The sequence below is a fragment of the Goodfellowiella coeruleoviolacea genome, assembly GCF_024171785.1.
In the GTDB taxonomy this organism is placed as follows: Bacteria; Actinomycetota; Actinomycetes; order Mycobacteriales; family Pseudonocardiaceae; genus Goodfellowiella; species Goodfellowiella coeruleoviolacea.
Genome location: NZ_JAMTCK010000018.1, coordinates 101,128 through 124,621, shown reverse-complemented (window position 1 = coordinate 124,621; position 23,494 = coordinate 101,128). Strand labels below are relative to the sequence as shown.

Annotated in this window: 21 protein-coding genes; 12 read left to right on the top strand and 9 right to left on the bottom strand. The window is 69.4% G+C overall.

Going from position 1 to position 23,494, the window contains the following annotated elements:
- Positions 1-134: 134 nt before the first annotated feature.
- The 3 genes from LX83_RS31940 to LX83_RS31930 form a co-directional block, all read right to left on the bottom strand.
- On the bottom strand, positions 135-1,403 hold the full coding sequence (locus tag LX83_RS31940; RefSeq protein WP_253778174.1) for an RNA polymerase sigma factor: 1,269 nt from the start codon (positions 1,401-1,403) through the stop codon (positions 135-137).
- A 56-nt stretch (positions 1,404-1,459) separates the two neighbouring features.
- Positions 1,460-1,882 (bottom strand): YciI family protein, encoded by a 423-nt coding sequence (locus tag LX83_RS31935; protein ID WP_253778172.1) that lies wholly within the window; start codon positions 1,880-1,882, stop codon positions 1,460-1,462.
- A gap of 182 nt (positions 1,883-2,064) precedes the next feature.
- Complete coding sequence (locus LX83_RS31930; protein WP_253778170.1) at positions 2,065-2,811, bottom strand: ABC transporter permease; 747 nt, start codon at positions 2,809-2,811, stop codon at positions 2,065-2,067.
- Between the two features lie 228 nt (positions 2,812-3,039).
- On the opposite strand from LX83_RS31930, the gene efeU reads away from it, so the two are divergent.
- The 3 genes from efeU (at position 3,040) to efeB (ending at position 6,389) form a co-directional block, all read left to right on the top strand.
- Positions 3,040-3,876 (top strand): iron uptake transporter permease EfeU, encoded by an 837-nt coding sequence (gene efeU / locus LX83_RS31925; RefSeq protein ID WP_253778168.1) that lies wholly within the window; start codon positions 3,040-3,042, stop codon positions 3,874-3,876.
- A 111-nt stretch (positions 3,877-3,987) separates the two neighbouring features.
- Positions 3,988-5,088 carry an iron uptake system protein EfeO gene (gene efeO / locus LX83_RS31920; RefSeq protein ID WP_253778329.1) on the top strand — a complete coding sequence of 367 codons (1,101 nt, stop codon included), beginning with the start codon at positions 3,988-3,990 and terminating at the stop codon, positions 5,086-5,088.
- The gene (gene efeB, locus LX83_RS31915) at positions 5,085-6,389 is read left to right on the top strand and encodes an iron uptake transporter deferrochelatase/peroxidase subunit (RefSeq protein WP_253778166.1); all 1,305 of its coding nucleotides are present in this window, start codon (positions 5,085-5,087) and stop codon (positions 6,387-6,389) included. Before efeO ends, efeB begins: the two co-directional genes overlap by 4 nt.
- Here efeB and LX83_RS31910 read toward each other — a convergent pair whose 3' ends face one another.
- From LX83_RS31910 to LX83_RS31900, 5 genes are all read right to left on the bottom strand, one after another.
- Positions 6,390-7,157 (bottom strand): dienelactone hydrolase family protein, encoded by a 768-nt coding sequence (locus tag LX83_RS31910; RefSeq protein WP_253778165.1) that lies wholly within the window; start codon positions 7,155-7,157, stop codon positions 6,390-6,392.
- A gap of 282 nt (positions 7,158-7,439) precedes the next feature.
- Complete coding sequence (locus tag LX83_RS38575) at positions 7,440-7,664, bottom strand: FAD-dependent oxidoreductase (protein ID WP_308204091.1); 225 nt, start codon at positions 7,662-7,664, stop codon at positions 7,440-7,442.
- 3 nt (positions 7,665-7,667) lie between these two features.
- Complete coding sequence (locus tag LX83_RS38570) at positions 7,668-8,201, bottom strand: NAD(P)/FAD-dependent oxidoreductase (protein WP_308204090.1); 534 nt, start codon at positions 8,199-8,201, stop codon at positions 7,668-7,670.
- A gap of 9 nt (positions 8,202-8,210) precedes the next feature.
- A complete protein-coding gene (locus tag LX83_RS38565; protein ID WP_407649707.1) occupies positions 8,211-8,537 on the bottom strand; it encodes an FAD-dependent oxidoreductase in 327 nt (108 codons plus the stop codon).
- A gap of 336 nt (positions 8,538-8,873) precedes the next feature.
- Positions 8,874-9,653, bottom strand: a complete 780-nt coding sequence (locus LX83_RS31900) for a LamB/YcsF family protein (RefSeq protein ID WP_253778163.1) — start codon at positions 9,651-9,653, stop codon at positions 8,874-8,876.
- Between the two features lie 733 nt (positions 9,654-10,386).
- Here LX83_RS31900 and LX83_RS31895 point away from each other — a divergent pair.
- The 4 genes from LX83_RS31895 (at position 10,387) to LX83_RS31880 (ending at position 14,833) form a co-directional block, all read left to right on the top strand.
- Positions 10,387-11,034, top strand: coding sequence for a biotin transporter BioY (locus LX83_RS31895; protein WP_253778161.1), 648 nt, complete (start codon positions 10,387-10,389; stop codon positions 11,032-11,034).
- Positions 11,031-11,741: an energy-coupling factor ABC transporter ATP-binding protein gene (locus LX83_RS31890; protein ID WP_253778159.1), complete on the top strand. Its 711-nt coding sequence runs from the start codon at positions 11,031-11,033 to the stop codon at positions 11,739-11,741. Before LX83_RS31895 ends, LX83_RS31890 begins: the two co-directional genes overlap by 4 nt.
- Complete coding sequence (locus LX83_RS31885; RefSeq protein ID WP_253778157.1) at positions 11,738-12,367, top strand: energy-coupling factor transporter transmembrane component T family protein; 630 nt, start codon at positions 11,738-11,740, stop codon at positions 12,365-12,367. Before LX83_RS31890 ends, LX83_RS31885 begins: the two co-directional genes overlap by 4 nt.
- A gap of 114 nt (positions 12,368-12,481) precedes the next feature.
- Positions 12,482-14,833, top strand: a complete 2,352-nt coding sequence (locus LX83_RS31880; protein ID WP_253778155.1) for a molybdopterin-dependent oxidoreductase — start codon at positions 12,482-12,484, stop codon at positions 14,831-14,833.
- Here LX83_RS31880 and LX83_RS31875 read toward each other — a convergent pair.
- Positions 14,808-16,103, bottom strand: a complete 1,296-nt coding sequence (locus tag LX83_RS31875) for an HNH endonuclease signature motif containing protein (protein ID WP_253778153.1) — start codon at positions 16,101-16,103, stop codon at positions 14,808-14,810. The two genes, LX83_RS31880 and LX83_RS31875, sit on opposite strands and share 26 nt — an antisense overlap.
- A 306-nt stretch (positions 16,104-16,409) precedes the next feature.
- On the opposite strand from LX83_RS31875, the gene LX83_RS31870 reads away from it, so the two are divergent.
- The 5 genes from LX83_RS31870 (at position 16,410) to LX83_RS31850 (ending at position 23,021) form a co-directional block, all read left to right on the top strand.
- The gene (locus LX83_RS31870; RefSeq protein ID WP_253778151.1) at positions 16,410-17,582 is read left to right on the top strand and encodes an isopenicillin N synthase family dioxygenase; all 1,173 of its coding nucleotides are present in this window, start codon (positions 16,410-16,412) and stop codon (positions 17,580-17,582) included.
- Positions 17,579-18,886, top strand: a complete 1,308-nt coding sequence (locus tag LX83_RS31865; RefSeq protein ID WP_308204088.1) for an O-acetylhomoserine aminocarboxypropyltransferase/cysteine synthase family protein — start codon at positions 17,579-17,581, stop codon at positions 18,884-18,886. The genes LX83_RS31870 and LX83_RS31865 overlap by 4 nt, the downstream gene beginning before the upstream one ends.
- A gap of 15 nt (positions 18,887-18,901) precedes the next feature.
- Entirely contained in the window at positions 18,902-19,786 is an 885-nt protein-coding gene (locus LX83_RS31860; RefSeq protein ID WP_253778149.1) for an alpha/beta fold hydrolase, read from the top strand.
- Between the two features lie 483 nt (positions 19,787-20,269).
- Positions 20,270-21,514: an MFS transporter gene (locus tag LX83_RS31855; RefSeq protein WP_253778148.1), complete on the top strand. Its 1,245-nt coding sequence runs from the start codon at positions 20,270-20,272 to the stop codon at positions 21,512-21,514.
- Between the two features lie 325 nt (positions 21,515-21,839).
- Entirely contained in the window at positions 21,840-23,021 is a 1,182-nt protein-coding gene (locus LX83_RS31850) for a GGDEF domain-containing protein (RefSeq protein ID WP_253778147.1), read from the top strand.
- The last annotated feature ends 473 nt before the right edge of the window (positions 23,022-23,494 follow it).

Below are 23,494 nucleotides of genomic sequence, written 5' to 3'. Positions count from 1 at the left end.
AGCCCGCTCGGGGCAGCCCGCAAGGAGCAGCCCGCGCGCCCCAGCCGACCCGGCCCGTCCCACCACCGCTCGCGGCGGCCGCCCCGGCCCACCACGACCTGGTGCGGCCCCCGCCGCGCGGCGGCCCGACCGGCTCAGCCCACGCACGCGGCGGCGCGCGCCAGCAGCAGGTCGCGCTCGCGGTCGTTGTGGGTCAGCGCCGCCGCGCGCTCGAACTCCGCGCGCGCCTCGGCGTGCCGACCCAGTCGAGCCAGCAGGTCCCCGCGCACACTCGGCAACAGGTGGTAGTCACGCAGGGACGGCTCCTCGGCCACCTCGTCCACCAGGGCCAGCCCCATGCCCGGGCCGAACGCCATGCCCACCGCCACCGCCCGGTTCAGTTCCACCACCGGGGACGGCGCGCGCAGCGCCAGCGCGTGGTAGAGCGCGGCGATGCGGATCCAGTCCGTGTCGTCCACCGTGCGGGCCCGCGCGTGACAGGCGGCGATCTCGGCCTGCAACACGTAGGGACCCGGCGGGCCGCCCAGGCTCGCGGCGCGCTCCAGCGCGGCCAGACCCCGGTGGATGAGCACCTGGTCCCAGCGGGCGCGGTCCTGGTCGGCCAGCAGCACCGGTTCACCGGACGGGCCGAGCCGGGCCCGCAGCCGCGACGCCTGGATCTCCAGCAGGGCGACCAGGCCGTGCGCCTCCGGTTCGGCCGGGACCAGTTCGGCCAGCACCCGGCCCAGCCGCAGCGCCTCCTCGCACAGGGCGGGCCGGGTCCAGTCGGACCCGGCGCTGGCCGTGTAGCCCTCGTTGAACACCAGGTAGATAACCTCCAGCACGGACGAGAGCCGGTCGGCCAGTTCTGCCCGCCCCGGCACGGCGAACGGCACGTTGGCCTTGGCCAGGGTGCGCTTGGCGCGGACGATGCGCTGCGCCACGGTGGCCTCCGGAACCAGGTAGGCCTTGGCGATCTCGGCAGTGGTCAGACCGCCGAGCAGGCGCAGGGTGAGGGCCACCCGGGCGTCCGAGGACAGCACCGGGTGACAGGCGGTGAACACCAGGCGCAGCAGGTCGTCGTCGATGTCGTCGCCCTGGTCGAGAACAGCGTCGAACTCGCGGTTCTCGGCCGCGTCCCCGGCGGTCAGGTCGCGGCCCAGTTCGGCGAGTTTGCGCTGGTAGCGCTCGTGCCGGCGGATCAGGTCGATCGCCCGGTGCTTGGCGGCGGCCATGAGCCAGGCGCCCGGGTTGGCCGGCACGCCCGACTCCGGCCACTGCTCCAACGCGGCGACCAACGCGTCCTGCGCGAGTTCCTCGGCGAGGCCGACGTCGCGCACGATCCGCGCGACACCGGCGACCACCCGCGCCGATTCGATCCGCCACACCGCGTCGATCGCGCGGTGGGTCTCGGTGGCCGTCACAAGTGCCGATTACAGCACGCGCCACCGACACCGCCGCCCACCCGGCGCCGCTCCGACTACCGCTGCTGCCGGGTCTGCACCTGCTCGCGCAGCCGCTCCTCGGCCGCGCGCAGCTCCGGGGTGAACTCCTCGCCGAAGTCCTCCGCCTCGGCCACCTGCCGGATCTCGACCTCACCGTCCTGGACCGGGCAGCGCCTGACCCACTCGACGGCCTCCTCCCTGGACCGCACCTGGATCAGCCAGAAGCCCGCGATCAACTCCTTGGCCTCGGTGAACGGCCCGTCGATCACGGTGCTCCGGCCACCGGAGAACCGCACGCGCGCGCCCCGCGCGCTGGGCAGCAGCCCCTCACCCGCGAGCACCACACCCGCCTTGACCAGCTCCTCGTTGTACCGGCCCATCTCGGCCAGCTGCTCCTCGGTGGGCAGCACACCGGCCTCGGACTGCTCGCTGGCCTTCATCAGGATCATGAACCGCACGTCTGTCTCCTGTCCGTCCCGGCCGGGTCCGTCCCGGCCCGTCACCCACGCGTCGAACGGGGCGGACGGGAATCGACACGCCGGCCGGAAATTCTTCCAAGATTTTTTTCCGCATCCCTTCCGCGCATCCCTTCCGCGCTCGCCTTCCGACGTTCGTCGCACCGGCGGGGCCGTATCAGGGCTCACCGGTGCAGGCGGGCCGTCGCGACGAGTTCCACGGTGACCAGCACGGCGGTCGCCTCGACCGCGAGCAGGGCGACCAGCACCAGCAGTTGGGTGGCACCGGCCTGCACCGGACCGGCCCCGCCGAGCAGCACCCCGACGAACGCGCCGGGCAGGGTGACCAGGCCGACCGTGCGGGTCTGGTCCAGGGCGGGCACCAGGGCCAGCGCCGAGGCCGGCCGGCAGATCTCCAGCGCGGCCTCGCGCGGCAGCAGCCCCAGGGACAGGGCGGCCTCGTGCTCGCCGCGCCGCGTGTGCAGTTCGTCCAGGGCGCGCCGGCCGGCCAGGGACGTGGCGGTCATGGCGCCGCCGATGAGGATGCCGGCGACGGGCAGCACCGCCACGGGCGTGGCCGGCACCAGGGTGCTGCCCAGGATCAGCGCCAGCACCGGGGCGACCCCGGCGACGATCGGCACCGCGGCCCACCAGCCCGCCCGGTGTCCGCCGCCGGTGATCCGCCGTCCTGCGGTGAGCGTGGCCACCACCACCATGACCAGGATGAACGCCGCTGTCGCGCCGACGTGCCGCAGCACGACGGTGATCAGCGCCGACACCGCAGTGAGCTGCACCACGGCCCGCAGCGCCGCGGTGAGCACCGCTCGCCCGCCGCCCAGCGCGCCCCACCGGACCAGTGCGGCGGCGGCCCCGGCGAGGACGAGCAGCACCGCCAGCAGCAGCGGACCGGTGGTGAGGGTGATCGTGCGCACGGCGCTGGCCTCCTCGCTCGCGTGGCCGCCCGGGGGCGGCGGTGCCTGGTGATTCTCGCCGGCTTGTCCGTGACGTCGGTACGCAATGTCGTGTTCGTCCGCTTTCGCCCTGTGATCATCGCAGGTCAGCCGGCGTGCTTCTGGCTCACACCCGCTGGACAAAGTAGGTCAGGCTCACCTAATTTGAGCCGACGGTAGGCGTGCCGGCCAGTGAGCGGAGAGAAACTGATGGTCGTCAGCAACGGGCTCATCGGGCTGCGGGAAGGCCTGGAAGCCGCCCTGGTGGTGAGCATCCTGGTGGCGTTCCTGGTCAAGACCGACCGCCGCGCGGCACTGCCGTTCGTCTGGCTCGGGGTGGGGATCGCCGTGGCGCTGTCCGTGGCGGCCGGCGCGCTGATCACCTACACCACCAACAGCATGAGCTTCGAACAGCAGGAGATGTTCGGCGGCGGCATGTCCATCGTCGCGGTCGCCTTCGTCACCGCGATGATCTTCTGGATGCGCGGCACCGCCCGCACCCTGTCCGCGGAACTGCGCGGCAAACTGGACCAGGCCCTCAACGTCGGCCCGGCCGCCGTGGTGGTGGTGTCGTTCTTCTCGGTGGGCCGCGAGGGCCTGGAGACCGCGGTGTTCTTCTACTCCAGCGTGGAGTCCGCCGGCGGCGGCACCACCCAGCCGCTGATCGGTTTCCTGGCCGGCATCGCGGTCGCCGTCGGCCTGGCCTACCTGCTCTACCGGGGCGCCGTGCGCGTCGACCTCGGCCGCTTCTTCACCGTCACCGGCGCGCTGCTGGTGTTCGTGGCCGCGGGCGTGCTCGCCTACGGACTGCACGACCTGCAGGAAGCCGCCATCCTGCCCGGCCTGCACACCCTGGCCTTCGACCTCAGCGGCCCCATCCCGGAGACCTCCTGGCTGGGCACCCTGCTCAAGGGCATCTTCAACTACTCACAGCAGACCACCGTGCTGCAGGCGGTCGCCTGGGTGGCCTACGTGGCCGTGGTGCTGCCGCTGTTCCTGCGCCGCCCGCGCCGCCAACAGGCCCAGCCCGCCGCGGCCACCGCCTGACCCGATCACCACCCGATCACCCCGCACCCCGTTCTCAAAGGAGAACCCGTGTCCTGGAACCCGCTGCCGTCCAGAAACTGGGCCACCGCCGTGCTCGGTGCCGTGGGGGTCATGTCGCTGACCGCGCTGGCCGCCTGCGGTGGCGGCGGTGCCACCCAGCCCCAGTCGGGTGACAGCGGCCCGATCGCGGTGACCGCCAGTGACGACGCCTGCGGCGTCTCGCGCACCACCGCGCCGGCCGGCAACCTGACCTTCGAGGTCACCAACAAGGGCACCAAGGTCACCGAGTTCTACCTCTACGCCGCCGGCGACCGCATCCTCGGCGAGGTGGAGAACATCGGCCCCGGCCTGACCAGGCGGCTGATCGTGGAGGTGACCGAGGCCGGCACGTTCCAGACCGCCTGCAAGCCCGGCATGGTCGGCAACGGCATCCGCGGCGACTTCACCGTGACCGGCGGGGCCAGCAAGGCAGCGGACGCCGACAGCCAACTGGCCGAAGCGACCCGCGGCTACCAGCAGTACGTGGCCAACCAGACCGAGGCGCTGGAACAGCAGACCGCCCTGTTCGTCGACGCTGTCAAGGCCGGCCGGGTGGACGAGGCCAAGACCCGGTACTCGACCACCCGCGTCTACTACGAGCGCATCGAGCCGGTCGCCGAGAAGTTCGGCGACCTCGACCCGGCCATCGACGCCCGCGAACCCGACCTGGCACCCGGCGAGCAGTTCACCGGCTTCCACCGGTTGGAGAAGGACCTGTGGAGCACGGGCCTGCAGGCCGACAGCGGCGCCATCGCCGACAAGCTGCTCACCGACGTCAAGGACCTGCACACCAAGGCCACCGCGCTGGAGTTGACCGCGCTGGACCTGGCCAACGGCGCCAAGTCCCTGCTCGACGAGGTCGCCACCGGCAAGGTCACCGGCGAGGAGGAGAGCTACTCGCACACCGACTTGTCCGACTTCCAGGCCAACGTGGACGGCTCGCGCGCCGCGATCGCGGCACTGCGGCCGGCCATCGACGCCCGTGACGCGACCCTGGGGACCACCCTGGACAGCAAGTTCGCCGCGGTGCAGGAACTGCTGGACAGCCACCGCTCCGGCGACACCTTCGCGCTCTACACCGAGTTGACCCCGGACCAGGTCAAGGACCTGGCCGCCGCGGTCGACGCGCTCAGCGAGCCGCTGAGCCAGGTCGCGGCAGTGGTGGCCCGATGAGCGAGGCCGCCGCCGACCAGCCCCAGGACCAGTCGAGCCCGGCCAACGGCCGGATGTCCCGGCGCCGGCTGTTCGGTCTGGCCGGCGCGGGCGCGGCCCTGGCCGGGGCGGGTGCCGCCGCCGGGGTCATCGCCGACCACGCGCTGACCAGCGCGGTGGCCCAGCCGGCGAGCCAGGCGGACACGGTGCCGTTCTGGGGCGAGCACCAGGCCGGGATCACCACCCCGGCTCAGGACCGGCTGCACTTCGTGGCCTTCGACGTCACCACCAAGCGCCGCGAGGACCTGGTGGACCTGCTGCGCCGGTGGACCGCCGCGGCCGAGCGGATGACCAGGGGCCTGCCCGCCACCGAGGACGGCGCGGTCAACGGCCCGGCCGCCGCGCCACCCGGTGACACCGGCGAGGCACTGGACCTGTCGGCCGCCGCGCTCACCCTCACCGTCGGCTTCGGCCCCAGCCTGTTCGACGACAGGTTCGGACTGGCGGGCGCCCGCCCCGCCGCACTGGTCGACCTGCCCAGCTTCCCCAAGGACGACCTGGACCCGGCCCGGTGCGGCGGTGACCTGTGCGTGCAGGCGTGCGCCAACGACCCGCAGGTGGCCGTGCACGCCATCCGCAACCTCGCCCGCATCGGCTTCGGCACTGTCTCGGTCCGCTGGTCCCAACTGGGCTTCGGGCGCACCTCCTCCACCTCGACCAGTCAGGTGACGCCCCGCAACATGTTCGGTTTCAAGGACGGCACCAACAACATCAAGGCCGAGGACACCGACGCGCTGCGCGAGCACGTGTGGGTGCGGCCGGGTGACGGACCGGACTGGATGACGGGCGGCACCTACCTGGTGGCGCGCCGGATCAGGATGCACATCGAGACCTGGGACCGGGCACCCCTGTCCGAACAGGAGGCCATCGTGGGCCGCAAGAAGGGCAGCGGCGCTCCACTCGGCCAGGTCGACGAGTTCGATCCGGTCGACCTGCACGTCGGGGGCGCCGGTGGCGCACCGCTGATCGCCGCGAACGCACACGTCCGGCTGGCCGCCGCCGAATCCCTGGGCGGGGTGCGCATCCTGCGCCGCGGCTACAACTTCACCGACGGCTCCGACGGCCTGGGCCACCTGGACGCCGGGCTGTTCTTCGTCTGCTTCAACCGCGACCCGCGCACCCAGTTCATACCCATGCAGCAGGCCCTGTCCAGCCAGGACGCCATGATGGAGTACATCCAGCACAACGGCTCCGGGCTGTTCGCCTGCCCACCCGGGGTGCGGCAGGGCGAGTTCTGGGGCCAGGCGCTCTTCGCGTCCTGATCAACCGGGCCGCCCCGCACGGTCCGGCCGGCCCAGCCCCTCCGGCTCGGCCAGCATGGCCAGCACGCGCTGCCAGGCGTCGGCACAGGCCGCGGCCAGGTCGGCGCGGCCGAGTTCGAAGAAGCCGTGCGGGGCACCCGGGTAGGTGACGATCTCGTGCGACACGCCCGCCTCGGTCAGCGCGTCGGCGAAGGCCGCCACCTCACCGGCCGGGATGCCCTCGTCGGCGCCGCCGAACAGGCCCAGGACCGGCGCGCGGAACTCGGCGGCCAACTGGGTCGGGCCGGGCGCGCCGAACAGCGGCTGGACCGCGCCGTAGAAGCCGATCACGCCGGCCAGCCCGAACCGGGGTGCGGCCGTGGTGAACGCGAAGCGCCCGCCCAGGCAGAACCCCACGGACAGCACCCGCTGACAGGCCCCGCCGGTGGGGGAGCGCAGCCAGTCGATCGCCGCGGTGAAGTCGGCGTCCAGCCCGGGTCGGGTCAGCGCCCGCAGGTGGGACATGAGCTGGTCCAGCTCACCGAAGTCCGGCCCGCGCCCCCGGTGGTCGGTCCCCGCGGTGCGGCCGTAGTAGTCGACGGCCACCGCGGGATGCCCCTGTTCGGCCAGCCGGCAGCAGAACTGCTCGTAGAAGCCGGACAGGCCGCGGTTGTCGGGCAGCACCAGCACGCCCGCGCCGGTGGACCGTTCGGGCACGGCGGCGAACGCGGCGAATCGGGTGCCGTCGGCGGAGACCAGCGTGCGGGGGTGGCTGGTGTGGTTGGTCACCGGAGGCCCGTAGCGCGGCGGCACGGCATCAGCGTCATAGCACACGAACGAAACAGCCTTTCAATGCGGAATGGCGGGGTTAATTCGTTCTGAATGCTATATCGACAAACTTGGATTATAGCACAAAAACAAAAATTTCGCGAGACTGAACAGATAAACAGTTGATCACGCGCACGGCGTCGACCGAATCCCGTGGTTTTCGCTCGGCGCCGCTTTCGGAATACGTGTGCCGCCGTCGCGGAATCCGGGGCAGCGGCCAGTTCGCCGCACCCCTGATCCGGCTCACCGCAACGGGTGCAGGGCGGCCAGCTCCGCAACCGGTCGGCCGATGACGACCGCCTCGGCGAGGAGTTGGCCGGTCAGCGGGCCGTTGATCATGCCCCACATGCCGTGCCCGCCCGCGACGAACACCCGCGGTGACCGGGTGGGGCCGACCAGGGGAAGACCGTCCGCCGTGCAGGGCCGTGCGCCCACCCATTCGGGCTGTACGGGACGTCCAGTCAACACCCCTCAGTAGCTGTAGCCCCGGCCGGCCTGCACCGGTTGACGAACCCCGAACCGGCGAGCCAGGCGACTCAACCAGGCGCCGTTGGCGATCACCACGGCGTCAGTGCGCACGCTGTCGGCCCGGCCCGCGACGTCCCGCACGCGCACCGCGACCCCATCGCCGCGGTCGTGCAGCCCGTGACCGTCACCCCCCTCCTCGACCCGGCCGCCCCGGCCGCGCACGGCAGCGGCGAGCGCGCTGACATAACCACCAGGAGACACGCAACGCTGGCCCCGCAGCCGCAGCCCGGCACCGATCGCGGGGGTGAGCGCCGGCTCGGCCACCGCCACCTGGTCCCCGCCGAGCAGGTCGTAGTCGACGTCCTGCCCGGCGGCGCGCACCCGCTCCAACTCGTCGACCACCGCGCGGCGCTCACCCTCGGTTCGCATGGCGATCAGCAACGGATCCGCCGACAGGGTGACCGCGTTCACCCCTCCGGCGATGAGCGCGTCGTGGGCGGCCAGTGCCCGGACGTTCATCGGGGCCAGCGCGGCCATGCCCGTCCGTCAGCGCCGCGCCGTCCTGTTCCGGGCCAGCGACCACAGGAAGCGCACCAGCACCGGGTCGACGCGCAACGGCACGTACAGCGGTGCGGTCGGCGTCAGGAAGCCCGCCAGCCCAGCCCGCAGGGTCGCGGGTTCGGGCAACGGGACGGCGAGGGTCGGCGCCAACCAGCCGGCGTTGCCCCACGAGGCACCGGCAGCCACGCGCCGCCGCTCCAGCACGGTGACATCAACGCCCCGTGACTGGAGAAACCACGCCACGGACAGTCCGACGACGCCCGCTCCCACCACAGTCACACTGTTCGGGAAGCGATAGTCGCGGACAGTCATGTGCGCTCCCTGATATTCACCCTATCGAGTTTGTTGGTCGATGCCCGCGCTCGCCCACCCGATCCAGGCCGGCGAATCACGACGCACCGGCCCGCGCCGACCGCAGACGCGTGACAGGGTCACCAGCAGCCCGTGTGCCACCGCTGACACACCCGCGCGATCCCCGAACGCGGAACACCTCACCCAACCACTGTTGTCGACCCCGCCGCCCCGCTGCCACGGCATCCTGCCCCGGCGCCGCTACGCCACCACGGCCCACACCCCCGACACACTCTCCCAGGAGAGTGCCACACCCGGCAGAACCCGGGACGAAAACGGGCCGAGCGGAGGTGGAACCTAGGCGAACGCGCGGACAGAGACCCCTGCCGCCAGGAGGCCGGCCCGCACCTGACGGGCGATCTCAACCGCGCCCGGTGTGTCACCATGCACGCACAGTGACCGTGGGTGAACCGAGATCGTGCTGCCGTCGACCGCTTGCACGGTGCCCTCGGTGGCCATGCGCACACTGCGTCGCACCACCTCGGCGGAATCGTGCACGACAGCACCGGGTAGGCGACGGGAGACCAGCGTGCCTTCCGCCGTGTAGGCACGGTCGGCAAAGGCCTCGGTCACCGGCCGCAGCCCGGCGGCTTCGGCCTGCCGCAGCCATTCCGAGTTGGGCAGCCCGAGAACAGGCAGGTCGGGGTCGTAACGCCGGACTGCCTCCACCACGGCGGCCGCCTGCTCAGCGTGGGTGACAATCGCGTTGTACAGGGCACCGTGCGGCTTGACGTACCTGACCCTGGTGCCGGCGATCCGAGCGAACCCGTCCAGCGCGGCGATCTGGTAGATGACGTCGTTGACGAGTTCGGCCGGGTCCACGTCAATGAACCGGCGGCCAAAGCCCGGCAGGTCCCGATAGCCGACCTGAGCGCCGATCACCACACCGCGTTCAGCGGCCCGTTCGGTCACCCGCCGCAACACCGAAGGGTCACCCGCGTGGAAGCCGCAGGCCACGTTCGCACTGGAGACGATGTCCAACAGGGCGTCGTCGTCGCCGAGCGGCCAGATGCCGAAGCCCTCACCGAGGTCGCTGTTCAGATCGACCACCGGGCCGGTCGAGGGCTGCTCGGTCATCGGGTATCTCCCATTCTGATGCGCACAGGCCGTGCGGTTGCGGACGGTAGCCCGGTCTGGTGGCCGCCAGCCACCCGGCTCGCCGACTGCTCGAACCGAGCCCGCACCACCGACCGGATGAACTCCGACAGTTCGCAGCGCGGCGCACTGAACGCCGCGCCCGGTCATCCGGTGCTGGCGCTGCGGGCAGGATTGTTCCACAATTCTACGAGAGCCAGGCCCGATCAGGCTTCGCCAACCCTCCGATTGACCAAGCCGTCGGCCCCGTACACCCGGCACGGCCGCCGTTGCCTCGCGCGGCTCCGAGCCCATCAGGCGACGACAGTTGCGCCTCCCCGGCGGATCGGACAGAACCCATCTCGTTGACGCGGGAAGCGGGCTGGTCAGCCCCCCGCACGGCGATCACCAACAGTGCGGTAGTCGCACCGGAAGCACCGTCAACAGTGCGGCTGACACCAGTTCGAAGCGGGCCGCACGACCATCCCCGCCGTTGTCGTCGTCACGCAACACAGACAACAACCCGGTGGTACTCCACCGATCAACCCCCGTCCGCAGCTCCCGCATTCTGGGAACAACCCGCATGGCCAGCGACGATGCCCAGTGTCGCGGGTCACGAGAGCACAAAGCAGGTCTCCACCTCTCCCCACATGCCGAATACCATCAGGCGTGCACACGGGCTGCCCTCCAACGAGGGACGGCCGTGACACCCCGTAACCCAACCCCGAGGAAACCCATGTCCACGCCAGCTGACCCCGTCAACGACCGCGCCGGCGCGGACCCCGCACCCGACACCGAGCCGACCGCCAGCCGCATCGGTCTCTTACCCCGCGACCTCGCACTGATCGCGCTGTTCGCGGCCCTCATCGCGGTGCTCGGGCTGCCGGGCAGCTTCGCGCTCTTCGGATCCGCGGTCCCCATCACCGCGCAGTCGCTCGGCGTGATGCTCGCCGGCAGCATCCTCGGCGCCAAACGGGGCATGCTCGCCGTGCTGACGCTACTCGTCCTGGTGGCGGCGGGCCTGCCGCTGCTGCCCGGTGGCCGCGGCGGAATCGGGGTGTTCGTCGGGCCCACTGGGGGTTACCTGATCGGGTGGCTGCTCGGCGCCTTCGTCATCGGTGTGCTGGTGACCAAGGTGACCGGCCGTACCCGCCTGCCCGGGTTGATCCTGGCGAACGTCCTGGGTGGCATCGTGGCGATCTACGCGATCGGCATCCCCGTCACCGCGTGGCGGGTCGACAGCGGACTGCTCGCCACGATCGTGTCGTCCCTCCAGTTCCTGCCGGGAGACGCGATCAAGGTCGTGCTCAGCGCGCTGATCACTGCGGCCGTGCACCGCGCCTACCCCATTCCCGCGGCGGGACGGCGGAGCGGCGAACGATGATCCGGGTGGAAGGCGTCCACCACTCCTACGATGATCACCCGGTCCTGCACGGCATCGACCTCACGTTGACCGAGTCCCGGGTCGGCATCATCGGCGCCAACGGTTCCGGCAAGTCGACCTTGGCGAGAATGCTCAACGGCCTGGTCATCCCCGAACGCGGACGCGTGCTGGTCGACGGTTTGGACACCCGCAAGCACGGTCACCGGATTCGACAGCGCGTGGGCTTCGTGTTCCCCGACGCGGACACCCAGATCATCATGCCCACGGTCGCCGAGGACGTGGCCATCGGTCTGTCCGGCCGTGGCCTGAGCAAGGCTGACGTCGCGCGCCGGACGACCGACATCCTCGCGCGATACGGACTGGCCGCACACCACGACCGCCCGGCCCACCTGCTCTCCGGCGGGCAGAAGCAGATGCTGGCCCTCGCCGCGGTGCTGGTGACCGAACCGGAGATTCTGATCTGCGACGAGCCAACCACCCTGCTGGACCTGCGCAACGTCACGCTCGTGGTGGAGACCCTGAAGGCACTGCCGCAGCAGGTCATCCTGCTGACGCACCACCTGGACATCCTGCACGACTTCGACCGGGTGCTGGTGATCGACGAGGGCAGGCTGGCTTTTGACGGCGCCCCCAGCGAAGCGGTCGATCACTACCGGGCGCTGGTGAGCGCCGGCGGTACCGCACCAGGTCGGAACACCCCGCGGTGAGCGTCACCACCTACCACCCAGGCACGTCCTGGCTGCACGCCGTCCCCGCCGGCCCCAAGCTGCTCGGGCTGGCCCTCGCCGTCACCGGGGTCCTGCTCACATCACATGTCGCGGTTGTCGGAACCGAACTGGCGATCACCGCCTTGCTGTATCCAGCCACCCGAATGCCCTTCCGGCTGCTGTGGCGGAACACCCGGGTTCTGCTGCCGTTCCTGGCCTTGGTCGTGGCGTTCCAACTGCTCACCGCGACCTGGCAGAAATCCCTGGTCATCGGTGGTCAACTGCTCATCGTCGTGCTCCTGGCCGGCCTGGTCACAGCCACGACCAAGGTGAGCACCATGCTGGTGCTCTTCGAGCGACTTGCCCGCCCGCTCGCTCGTGTTGGTGTCAGCCCGCGTCGAGTGGCACTGGTGCTGGCGCTGACCATCCGGTGCATTCCACTCGTCGCCTCGGCCTGGCACACCTCCAGCGACGCCTACCGCGCCCGGGGAATGCGACGAACCTCCTGGCGGGTGGTCGTCCCGGTCATCGTCCGCCTGCTGCGCTCAGCCGAGGCCCTGGGCGAGGCCATCACCGCCCGAGGTGTCGCCGTCGACCAGCCGGTGTCCCGTCACGACCAACGATGATGAGCGGAGCACAGCAGGACACGCCGCCGCAGACGGCATCCCGAACACGGCAGGAACGATCAACAGCCGAGCCGCGTTCGAACTTCTGGCCGCCCAGCGTTCGGAGGACGCACCATGAGCCGCACCCGAGGCACCCATCTGACCCACTGGGGCGCCTTCCACGCCGAGACCGACGGCGTCCGGCTGACCAGCGTCACACCTTACGTCGACGACCCAGAGCCGAACGAGCTGATTCACAACGTCGCCTCGGCCCAGCACCACCCCACGCGCATCGACCGGCCCTACGTACGCCTGGGGTGGCTGCGGAGGGGACCGGGAAGCGCACCACGTCGTGGAGCTGAGCCATTCGTTCCCCTGGACTGGGACCGAGTTCTGGATCTACTCGCCGCAGAACTGCGCAGGGTGTACGACCACCACGGTGGGCAGGCGGTGTTCGGCGGTTCCTACGGGTGGGCCAGTGCGGGCCGGTTCCACCACGCGCTGGGACAGTTGCACCGCTTTCTCAACTGTCTCGGTGGGTATGTCCGGTCAGTGGGCACGTACAGCTACGGGGCGAGCGAGGTGCTGCTACCGCACGTGGTTGGTGGCTTCGACGAGGTGCTGAGCAACGCCACCTCGTGGGACTCGATCGCCACCCACACCGATCTTGTCGTCGCCTTCGGCGGGATCTCCGCCAAGAACGCCATGATGTCCTCCGGCGGCGTAGCCCGACACCAGCTGCGGTCACGACTTGCTCAGGCACGAGCACGCGGCACCCGGTTCGTCTCGATCAGCCCCATCCGGGACGACACCCCGGACGAGGCCAATGCGGAGTGGATCGCCCCGCGCCCCGGGACTGACACGGCACTCATGCTGGCCGTGGCACATGTGCTGATCAGTGAAAACCTGGTTGACCACGGCTTTGTGGAGCGATACTGCACGGGCTACCCCGAATTCGCCGCGGACGTGTTGGCCAAGGGGCGCACACCGGAGTGGGCGGAGCGGATCACCGAGGTGCCCGCGCACCGGATTCGCGTGTTGGCCCGGCAGATGGCCACTGGCCGCACCCTGATCACGGTCAGCTGGTCGCTCCAACGGGCCAGACATGGTGAGCAACCGCTGTGGCTGGCCGTGGTGCTCGCCGCCATGCTCGGGCAGATCGGCCTGCCGGGCGGCGGATTCGGGCACGGCTACGGCTCAACGGCCTACCCGGGAGAACGCTCTGCGGCAGTGCATCTGCCCAGCCTGCCCCAGGGCCGCAATCCGATCAGCACCTTCATCCCGGTCGCCCGGATCGCCGACATGCTGTTGAACCCGGGCGGGGAATACGAGTTCAACGGCGAGCGACTGTCCTATCCAGACATCCGGCTGGTCTACTGGTGTGGTGGGAACCCCTTCCACCACCACCAGGACCTGGCGCGGTTGCGTCGGGCGTTCACCCGCCCGGAGACCATCGTCGTTCACGAACCGTTCTGGACGAGCACCGCGCGGCACGCAGACATCGTGCTGCCCACAACCATGACCATCGAACGGGACGATTTCGGCATGGGCAACGCCGACCCCCTGCTGCTCGCCATGCCAGCGCTCACCGCGCCCGTGGGCCTGTCGCGGAACGACTACACGATCTTCAGTCAACTGGCGGACCGACTCGGCGTGCACACGGCGTTCACCGAGGGCAGGGACGCCATGGAATGGCTGACACACCTCTACGAGGAGTGGCGGGACGGCCTTGGTGGTGACAACAGCGGCATTCCCAGGTTCGCCGAGTTCTGGTCAGCCGGCGCTGTTGCGCTGCCACCCAAGCCGCCTCACCGGGTGCTGTTCGACGCGTTCCGTGCTGACCCGGAACAGAATCCACTGAGGACGCCGAGTGGACGGATCGAGATCCACTCGGCGACGATCGCGAGTTTCGGTTACGAGGACTGTCCTGGCCACCCCGACTGGCTGGAGACTGCGGAGCTGCAGGCCGGTGAGTCATCACGCGCCGAGCGCTATCCGCTGCACCTGCTCGCGAACCAACCGAAATCGCGTCTACACAGCCAGTTCGACGTTGGAGACCACAGCAGGTCCACGAAAATTCGTGATCGGGAACCGCTGCGGATGCACCCTGCGGACGCGGCCCGGCGCGGCCTTGCGGAGGGCGACATTGTGCGGGTGTTCAACGACATCGGGTCCTGTCTGGCGGCCGTGCGGCTTTCCGAACTGGTCCGTCCTGCCGTGGTGCAGCTGTCCACAGGAGCCTGGTACGACCCCGATCCCGCCGATCCACGGCTGTGTCGGCACGGCAACCCCAACGTGCTCATCGCGGACCTGCCTACCTCGACGCTGTCCCAGGCGTGCAGCGGAGGCCACACCAAGGTCGAGGTGGAGCGTTTCACCGGACCGCTGCCCGAGCTGACCGTGCTTGCCCCACCACCGATTGCCCTGCTCGACAAGCCCTCCGGCAAAGCCGCGGATCCCGTCAACTCGCGGCATCGAACCGACTGAAGTCGTGCGGGCCGGCGTTGCGGCGGGGACGCCGCGTCGGATCGACCCAGCGAGGAGGTACGAACTCAGCCCGTCCGTGGACGACCCGAACCTGCCAGCCGTCATGGTGCACCGCACGATGATGCGGCCCGCACAACAAAACGAGATTGCGGAGAGCAGTGTCTCCCCCCTCGACCCAATGCCGGATGTGGTGGGCGTTGCACCACGACGGCGACCGGTCACAGCCGGGAAAGGCGCAGCCGCCGTCCCGGACAGCGAGCGCTCGGCGTATCGGTTCGGGGACCGTGGGGGAGGCGCGACCGATGTCCAGTGGTTCTCCAGTCGCGTTCAGCACGGCCGGAATAACCTGAGCATCGCAGGCGATTCGGCGGACTGACTGGGCGGTGATGGGATCACCCCGCTCCAGCGTTCCCGTCCCAGCGACGTCGCGGAGCTGGGTGAAGCCGATGGTGACGCTCAAATGCGGGCGTTCGCCAACCCCACTGGTCAGCCCACCGCCGTCGAGGGCGTGGTGGGCCAGGCCCAGCAGCGCGTCGGCTCGACGCCGGGCCGGGCCGCGTGGATCGGTTCTGCCATCGGCGGCAGGGCCGGGGGAGGCCAGCGTGTGGATGGCGGTCTGCAGTGCCGCACCGGCCTCGGCGTCCAGTACGCCGCGAATCCTCGTGCGTCCCCGCCGGTCCCTGGTGATGTGCAGCTCTCGTTGCTCGACAGCGTCCTGTTCTTCGCGCAGCGTGCCGTCCTGGTCCAGGCGGGTGCGCAAGGTTCGTGCGACGGCGGTCAGCTGGTGGGGGTCGAGTTGGGAGGCCTGTTCGGTGAGGAAGGCCTCGGCGTCGCGTCGGACCTGATCTGGCAGCGTGAGGGGCAGTGCGGCCAGGGTACGAGCGATCACTCGGACGTGACCCAGGTCGAGTTCGCCGGTGCGCAGTGCCGTCGCGGTGGCCGGCAACACCGGTGGATATCTGGTGCCGGTTGACTCGTCGATGCTCTCGGTGAGCGCTCTGGCCATGCGGGCGCGTTCCGCTGACTCGCCTGGTGACAGTCGGAGCAGCCGCCGCAGGAAGACCCCCAGTGAGGAACAGGAGTGTTGACTGGGAACACCACGTCGGTCCGCCTCGGCCGCCACCGTCAGCGCCATGAGCGAGGCCAGCCGGGACACCGACTCCAGGGTGCGGAGCAACTCGAGCAAGGAGTTGTCGGACTCGCGTGATAGCTGATCGGAATGGTCGAGGAGGTCACGAAGCAGCGAAAGACACAGGGTTGGTTGGTCCATCGAGTTCACCTCCTCGGTGTCGAACTTGTGTTCGAGATACGAGGTTACGGGGGCGGGGTGTGCTGGGGACATTCCCTGATCGGGTGAGAGTGGGCGGCGGTGGTCGCTGGCGGCTGTTGCGTGCTGGTGGGCAGTGTCCGAACTGCACTGATCGGTTCGACTGACGGCCGAGGCGTTGACGGTCCTCCGATGCCAGGCCGCACCGGCTTCGCTGTTCCTGCTGCTCAACACAGGGAAGGGAATCCTCGGTCGCGGCGGGCGGCCAGCGCGACGGGCAGCACGCGCTTCGGGTCTTGATTACGGATCGTGTTGGTTGGCCAGCAGCGTCCGCCATGCGAGATCTTGTCCGCGCCTGCCCAGTGCCGAATACGCTGCGACCACTCTGCCGCAGGTTCACGACGGGCTGGAGGCGTGATGACTGGAAGCTCGGACCGCACCCTCGACAAGGCGGACGCGGCACTGCCGTTGATCGACATATCGAAGTTCCGCAACCCCACGGCCGACCGCGAGGCTTTCCTGGCCGAGCTGCGTCACGCGGCCCACGAGATTGGCTTCTTCTACGTGGTCGGGCATGGTGTCCCCACTCACCTGATGACCGGGATAGTTGACGTGGCGAGGCGGTTCTTCGCGCTGCCGCTCGCCCAGCGGCTGGAGATCGAGAACATCAACTCGCCGCAGTTCCGGGGTTACACCCGCGTTGGCACCGAGCACACCGGTGGCTCGCCTGACCGGCGAGAACAGATAGACATCGGACCGGAGCGGCAAGCGCTGCGGGTGGCTGCCGGTGAGCCCGCCTGGTTGCGGCTCATCGGGCCCAACCAGTGGCCCAGCGCCCTTCCCGAGCTACGCGAGATGACACTGGCATGGCAGGCCGAGGCACTACGGGTCAGCCGCGAAGTGCTCCGGGCACTGGCCGTGTCGCTGGGGCAGGCCGAGGACTACTTCGACACCTGGTTCGACTCCGAGGCATCCACCCACGTGAAGATCATCCGATACCCCGGCCGCGAAACCGACCAGGCCGACCAGGGGGTGGGCGCGCACAAGGACTACGGCTACCTCGCCCTGCTGCAACAGGATGAGATCGGTGGCCTCCAGGTGCAGACACAGGACGGCGGCTGGATCGACGCCACTCCCATCCCCGGCAGCTTCGTGTTCAACATCGGCGAGATGCTGGAGATCGCCACCCAGGGCTACCTGACCGCGACCAGGCACCGAGTGGTCAGCCCACCTCCTGGAGTGGAACGCTTCTCGGTTCCGTTCTTTCTCGGGCCGAGACTGGACGCGGTGGTCGAGCCGCTGACGCTGCCCCCGGAACTGGCCGCGGTCGCTCGTGGTGTCAGCAACGACCAGGACAACCCCCTGCTCGCCGCGTTCGGTGAAAACGCGCTTCTCGGCTGGCTGCGATCCCACCCCGCGGTGGCCCAGCGCTGGTGGGCGGATGTGCTGACCGAAACTCACCCCACCGGAGCAGCGACGTGACCAGTCCCAGCCGACGCTGGTCGTTCGAAACCAGGCAGGTGCACGTGGGCGCCCGACCGGAACCGATGACCGGCTCGCGCGCCACCCCCATCTACCAGACCAGCTCCTACGTCTTCGCTGACGCCGAACACGCCGCCAACGCCTTTGCCCTGGCCGACCTGCAGACGCACGCCTACACCAGACTGTCCAACCCGACCACCGCGGTGGTGGAGGAACGGCTGGCAGACCTCGAACAGGGCGTGGCCGCGGTGGCGGTCGCCAGCGGCCAGGCAGCGTCAACACTGGCGTTGCTGAATATCGCCCGGGCAGGTGACCACCTCGTGTCGGCCGCGACCCTCTACGGTGGCACCTACAACCTGTTCGCCCACACCCTGGCTGATTTCGGCATCGCCGTCGACTTCGTGACCGATCCCGACGACCTCGACCAGTGGCGAGCCGCGGTGCGACCGAACACCAAGGCGTTCTACGCCGAGAGCGTGGGCAACCCGCTGGGCAACGTGCTCGACATCGCCGGTGTCGCTGGCATCGCCCACACCGCCGGAGTCCCGCTCGTGGTCGACAACACGGTTCCCACGCCCTACCTGGTGCGCCCCATCGAGCACGGCGCCGACATCGTGGTCCACTCCACCACGAAGTTCCTGTCCGGCCACGGCACCGGAATCGGCGGCATCGTGATCGACGGAGGCCGATTCGACTACCAGGCCCAGCCAGGACGCTGGCCCCAGTTCAACCAGCCAGACCCGAGCTACCAGGGGCTGGTCTTCGCTGAACGGTTCGCCAACCTGGCGTATTCGATGCGGCTGCGCACCAAACTGGTGCGCGACCTCGGGCCCGCGGTCTCCCCGTTCAACAGCTTCCTCCTGCTCCAGGGGATCGAAACACTGTCGTTGCGGATGGCCCGACACGTCAGCAACGCCGCCCAGATCGCCGGTTGGCTGGCGCAACGTCCCGAAGTCGAACGCGTCCACTACGCCGGGCTGTCGGCCAGTCCCTGGCACACCGCCGCCACGAGGTACCTCCCCGACGGGGTGGGCGGGGTACTGGCCTTCGAACTCGTCGGTGGACGTGGCGCCGGCGAACGCTTCGTGGATGGGCTGACGCTGTTCAGCCACCTGGCCAACATCGGTGACGTGCGCAGCCTGGTGATCCACCCGGCCTCGACCACCCACGCGCAGCTCGACGAGCGGCGGCAGCGCGCCAGCGGTGTGACGCCCGGGCTGGTTCGACTGTCCGTGGGACTGGAAGGCGTCGACGACCTGATCGCGGACCTGGACCGAGGCCTGCGCGCCGCAAGTGCCACCTGAAGCCTGGAGCGATCGATGGCGCACTTCACCGGAGTGATCGGTGACGTCCACTACCGCCGGTGGGCACCTGACCAGGTGAGGGCACTGGCGGTGTTCCTGCACGGCCTCGGCGAGCACACCGGTTCCTACGTGCCGTTCGGCACCGCGCTCAATGCCGCGGGGATCGCGGTGTGGGCCGCTGACCACGCCGGTCATGGGCATAGTGCTGGCGAACGAGTGTTGATCGAGCGGATCGATGATCTGATCGCTGACGCCGAGCAGTTGGTCGCCCTCGCTCGAACGGCGCACCCCGATCTACCTCTGGTCGTTGCCGGCCACTCGTTGGGTGCAACGGTGGCGACGCTGTTGACTGCTGAACGACTGCTCCCGGCCGGTGTGCTCCCTCAGGGGCTTGTCCTCACCGGAGCCTCGCTGGTCCCACCACCTGAACCGGCCAGAGGCCTCCGAGAGTTGCTGGCCACCGGCATCGACCCGATGGACATCCGAAAGGACCCCGGTGAACTCACTCGTGACAGTGCCTTCGCCCAACAGGTTCGCGACGACCCACTGACCTGGCAGGGCGGGATCCGGCCGGCGACTGTGGCGGCGTTGGCCGCGGCTGAACACCGGCTTGCCTCGGTCGTTCGGAGGCGGACGCTCACCCTGCCCGTGCTGCTGGTGCACGGCGAGGACGACGACGTGGCTCCCGCGGCTGGCGCGCGCGCAGCCGCTCGGCTGCTTCCGAACGCGCGTGCGGTGATCTTCCCGCAGGACCGCCACAACATCCTCAACGAACTGGACCGAGACGAGGTCTACCGAGTGCTGGTCGACTTCGTGCTGGACGTCACCGGGGCCACCAGCGGTCGTGCGACAGCTGGTCAACCGCTGCCCGAGCCCGGCCGCACGGCAGGTGATGCCTGACGTTGGGCGGCGATCTGCTCTGCCGGAGGCCAGCGGGACAGGCGCTGGCACCTGGTGAACCCGCTGACTGCCTGGCTCTGGTCGGGACCAGAAGACCGCCAGGGGTTCGCCGGGCCTGACCAGGTGCGCGAGCCGAGGGAACCTGGGTGGTGGCACGGCCTGCGACGCGCCCGTCCTGTTCTAGCTCATCGTTCGTCTTCGTCCAGTTGACCAGCGGCGGAGCACTCCGTTCGAGCTTGAGCAGGACAGTTCGGCTGGCCGTGCTCGAACGCCGAGCAAGCCATTGTGAAGGCAGCGGTGAAGCCTTCGGTCTCCAGCGGCGTCCACCGTGGATTCCCTGTCAGTTGGCCATCGTCTGCCCTCTGTTAGGACTGCGGGGAACACCTCCGCGAACTACCCGCCGTGCCTGTCTCGCTACAGTGTGCGCCAGCAGACGTTCGGTGAACCGGGTTCAGTGTGGGTCGATGGGCGCAGGGAGTCCCAATGGGGGAGACCGTCACGTTCCGCTCGGTGTTCGCGATCGGCGAGTTCCGAGCGGTCTGGTTGGCCGAGCTGCTGTCCATCGCCGGGGACCAGCTCGCCAGGGTCGCCTTGTCCGTGCTGGTCTACCAGCGCACGTCCTCGGCCACCCTGACCGGCCTGACCTTTGCCCTGACCTACCTGCCCACCATGCTCGGCGGAGTGTTATTGGCCGGTCTCGGCGACCGGTATCCGCGCCGGGAGGTCATGGTCGCCGCTGATCTCTTCCGGGCCGTGCTGGTCGGTTTGATGGCCATCCCCGCTGTCCCGTTCTGGGCGCTGTGCGTGCTGCTGACGCTGGTGGTGATTGCCAACGGGCCGTTCAAGGCCGCTCAGCTGGCGTTGTTACCCGACATGCTCGACGGTGACCGCTTCGTGGTCGGTCTGGCGATCCGCAACATCACCAGCCAGTCGGCCCAACTGGCCGGCTTCGCCGGTGGTGGTCTGCTGGTCGCGATACTCAACCCGTATCTGGCGCTCGCTCTCAACGCTGCCACGTTCGTCGCTTCCGGGTTGCTGGTGCGGTTCGGGGTGCGGCAGCGTCCCGCACCGAGCGGGCAGCACGGCGGGCCCGCGAGCAACAGCCGGTCACCCAGCTCACTTGCCCGGGGCGCGGCATTGGTGTGGCAAGACCCCCGGCTCCGTGCCATCGCGGCGATCTCCTGGCTCGCGGTGTTCTACATCGCGCCTGAGGCGCTGGCCGCGCCCTATGCCGCCGAACTGGAGCAAGGTGCGTTCGCTGTGGGGCTGATCATGGCGGCGGACCCGGTTGGCAGCATCATCGGCGCGTTTCTGTTCAGCCGGTTCGTGCCGGAGCACCGCCGCCTTCAGGTGATCGGGCTGCTCGGCGCACTCGCCGGCGTCCCGCTCCTGCTGTGTGCGCTGCACCCTGGCCTGATCGGGTCAATGCTGCTGTTCGCCCTCAGCGGCGCCCTCGCCACGGCCTACACCATGCAGTGCAGCGCCACCGCCGTGCGGCTGCTGCCGGACAACGCCCGTGCCCAGGGCATCGGCCTGCTGTCCACTGTCCTGCTCACCGTGCAGGGCCTGGGCGCACTGGTCGTCGGCGCACTCGCGGACGTGTTGACCGCGGCCGGCGCCGTGGCGGTGGCCGGTGCGGCTGGCACGGCGCTGGCCATCCCAATCGCCGTGAGTTGGTCTCGTGCGAGGCGCACGAGACCACTCCACCCCGGCGCTGGCCTGGTGTAGCCCACCCTCGTGCACGCCGCGTCGCCAGTGACGGTGACGACGTGCAAAGGGGTGAACTTCCGGATCAGTAATCCCTACCGCGCATGACGGCCGACCTCCTTTTGGTTGCTCCAGCGGGGTAATCCTGGTCGAACCCGGAGACAGCCCGCGACACTCTCATTACCCTCTGTCCAGGAGAACTGAGGGGGAAACCATGAGAAGCATAGAGTGCGAGGAGGGAATCTCTGGGCCGTCTGAGTCATTGACCGGCGGAACAGACCGGTTGCCCGGACGGAGTCTGCGTGCGGTTCCTGCTATACCGCGTGTCTGTCTCCTGGGTGTTGACTTGGTCGCGGCAGTCACGATCGGGTGGTCCCTGGCCACCAATCAGAGCACCCTGTCAATGCTGGGGACCTGGTCACTGTTGGTCGCACTGGCACTGGTGCAGGGGGAACTCTCGCGCATCATCGAGCGAACCCGGCGGCGGTTCAGCGGCACCCTGCACGTGAACATGACCTCCGTCTGGGTGTTCGCCGGTGTGCTGCTGTTGCCGATCGGATGGGTCGGGCTGCTCGTCGTGGTGCTCTACTGCCACCTGCGGATCAGAAGCTGGTACCGGATGCAGGGGGTTCGCCCCTACCGGATGACCGTGGCCGCCGCGGCGATCGTGCTGTCCGCACTGGCCGCCAAGGCGGTGCTGCTCTGTGGTGGGGTCACGGACATCTCCGCGATCGAGGACCGAAGCAGCACCGCGTTCGCGATCGTGCTGGCCGCCGTCGTCGTGTTCTTCGTTGTCGACGCGGTGCTCATCGCCGCCGCCGCCAAGCTGGAGCAGCCGGCCAACCGGCTCGTCGACGTGCTCGGCAGTGCTGGCGACAACGCACTGGAGCTGGCCACCATCTGCCTGGGAGCGATGGCGGCGATCATGTTGAGCCATCAGCCGGTCTCGGTCGTGCTCGTCTACGTGCCGCTGTTCGTGCTGCACCGCAGCGTGCTGGTCAGGCAACTGGAGGAGTCGGCGAGCAAGGACCTGAAGACCGGACTGCTCAACGCGGCGACCTGGCACGGTCTGGCGCAGAAGGAGATCGAACGCGCGCGGAGGCACCGCGACACCGTCGGCGTGCTGATGGTCGACTTGGACCACTTCAAGTGTGTCAACGACACCTACGGTCACCTGGCTGGCGACGAAGTGCTGAAGGCGACGTCCCGGTTGCTGCGGACCGAGGTCCGTGAATACGGTGTCAGCGGCCGATTCGGCGGCGAGGAGTTCGCCGTGCTGTTGCCAAGCACCACCCCTGCCGAATCGTTGGCGGTCGCTGAGCGCATCCGCCACCAGATCAGCGAACTCACGGTGGACGTGCCGGTCGCTGACGGCACAGCGGTGATCACCGGGCTTTCGGCGTCCATCGGTGTGGCGATCTACCCCCACAGCGGAGACACCCTTGAACAGTTGCTGTTCATCGCGGACGGAGCGCTGTACAAGGCGAAGAACAGCGGCCGCAACAGAGTCGTCGGTCTCGCATCGTGAGTTCACCGAGTTTGACCCCGAAATGAAGTGAGTGCGGATCACCACGCGTATCACTGTCTGTTTCGGCTACACCCGATAGGCGCAGTGGGACGTCGGTGAGATCGTCCAAGTAGTCGGGTGACCGGCACTCCGCGTACCACTTCCAGCCGTCACAACAGCAGGGCGGTGAACCGTCCCCACCACGAATACCCAGTGCACGCCGGTGGGGAACGTGGGGGTTACCTGATGGACGCGCTGTAGCAGCTCCGGCTGTCCCGGTCGCTGTGGACGCCCCGCCGAGCGCCGTGCCGCCCCGCTTCCGGCAGGCTCGCCACAGTCGGACCCGAAGCAGGCGGACGGCGTAGTCGATGGCCTCGTCGCGCAGTGGGACGTGCGGCGGTGAACACGTAGGCGGGCGGCAGACCGGTGAGATCCTCGGCGCGGGCTGGCAGCCGCGTAGCCGGAGGTCGTCCCGTTGGGCAGGTAGTGGGCCC